The organism is Streptomyces sp. NPDC002785 (assembly GCF_040295565.1).
Lineage (GTDB): Bacteria > Actinomycetota > Actinomycetes > Streptomycetales > Streptomycetaceae > Streptomyces.
In genome coordinates, this window is record NZ_JBEOVN010000405.1 from 1 (window position 1) to 1,864 (window position 1,864).

The window sequence follows — 1,864 nt, forward strand, 5'->3', positions numbered from 1 at the left end:
TCTGAGAATCCGCCCGCCGTGCCCGGCCTGACGAGTACCGTGGGTGTCGCGAAACGTGGAGGCCCGACGGTGCCCCGCTCCGAGGGGCCGCGGGCCCGGGGTTTTTGGACACCGAACGCTGGACGGTCCCGCCGGGTCCCGGCACTTCGGGTGTTCGTCCCGCGCGCGCCGGCTGTTCGGGCGCCGCTGCCCGGCCGTCGGGGCGGGACCGGTGCGGCGGGGTGGGTGCGGCGGGCTCGGTGTGCGGGTGAGGGGCCGTCGGCCGGGGTGATGTACCGGATGACGGCCGGTGCTGTCCGGGCGACGCACTCCCGCGCCCCGGTGGCGGCACGGCGGCACCCGGCTGCGGTACGTCACGACGCCACGTGGCTGCCACGACCGGCCGGGCCGTGCCGCTGCCCGCTGTCGCCGCCGGGGCCGAGAAGCCCTCGGCCGAGCCGGTGCTGACCTTCAGCGACCTGCTCGGGAGCAGGGCACGCGACCGCTGGACGGCGGGCGCCTGTCCTCCGGCACCGCCGTTGGGTCCGTACGCGCCTGCCGGCGCCCGCTCCGGGGCGACCCTCCGGACACGTACCGGAGCAGCGGGAGCCGAAGGAGTCGAGGACGCGGAGGGAGAGGATCCGGTGGCGGGTGCGTTCGTGGGTGTACGGGTGTCCGCCGCGCGCTGGACGGCCGCGGGGCCCGGTGCGGCCGGGGCGGGAGATCTGGACGCGGGGGACGAGAGCACCGGCATCCCGGAAGGCCCGTCCGTCCGCGTCGGTGTCGGTACGGGCCCGGCCGGTGCGGACGGCGGGGGAGCCGAGGGCTCCCGCGCCGGCGTCGTGCCCTGCCCGGGGCTCATGGCTCCCGGGTGCGTCCGACGGCGGTCACCGAGCAGGGGAGCGTCGTCCCGGAGCCTGGCCGTCGAGGGGAGCGAGGGGAGCGGGGCGCCGATCCCGCCACGGGTACGCCTCGGCGAGCCGGCCCTGTCGGGCGGTGGCGGCGTCGACGCCCCGACAGGCCCCGAGGGCTTCGACGGCTCGTGCCCGGCGGACTTCCGAGTCTGTTTTGGCCCGGAGGACGAACCCCGTCCCGGAGCCGGTGCCGACTGGAGGGACGGGGACGACCGGGGCGGCTCCGCGGCGCCGGGACGCGGGGACGGCTGCGGACACGCGGACGGTGCCGTCGCCTCCGGCGGACGTGCGGTCACCGGGTCCGGTGCCTTGGATGTCTGCCGCTGGAGTACGGGCATGCCTGGTTCACGCCGACCCGCCGGGCCGGACGGTACGACCCCGCGCCGCCCCGCCGGGTCGGCGGGCACGGCCCCGGAGGGCAGTTCCCGCAGCGGCTTGCCCAGGGCGGGCCGCACCGTCGTGACGTCGGGAGGTCCGGCGGAGCTGTCCGGTGCCGGTGTTGGTGCGGGCACGGCGTCGGGCGCGGGGGCGGTGGCAGCCGTGCCGGGGCCGCCCGGCCGATCGGACGTGATCCGCCGCACGGCGCCGTTGCCGGTGACGGGGGCGGACGGTGCGGATCCCACGGCCGGCGGAATTCCGGTGATGTGCCGCAGCGGCATCGCCGGGCGCCGGGCGATGATCAGCGGCGGAGCGGTCCGCCGCGGGCGCACCGCGGCGGGGCGGGTGCGCCGGGGTGCGGCCGGTGCCGGTACGGCGCCCTCGGATGCCGATGCCGGAGCAGGTTTTGGGCCTTCGGCCGATGCCGCACTCTTCGTCGGGGGCGTCCCCGACGTGGCCTCGGGGGCGGTTGCGCCGCTCCCGCGAGCGACCCGTCCCGGTGTTCCCCGACCGGAGGAGGCGGGAGGCACCGGAGCGTTCGACCGCTGGACGGCTGCCGGGCCCTGCCTCCCACCGGTCGCTCCCCGGCCGAC

General features: G+C 78.3%; 1 pseudogene. It reads left to right on the forward strand.

Annotated features, from left to right (window positions below):
- Positions 1–365: 365 nt before the first annotated feature.
- Positions 366–1,864 (forward strand): annotated as a pseudogene (locus ABTZ94_RS37390) (hypothetical protein); the annotation flags it as partial.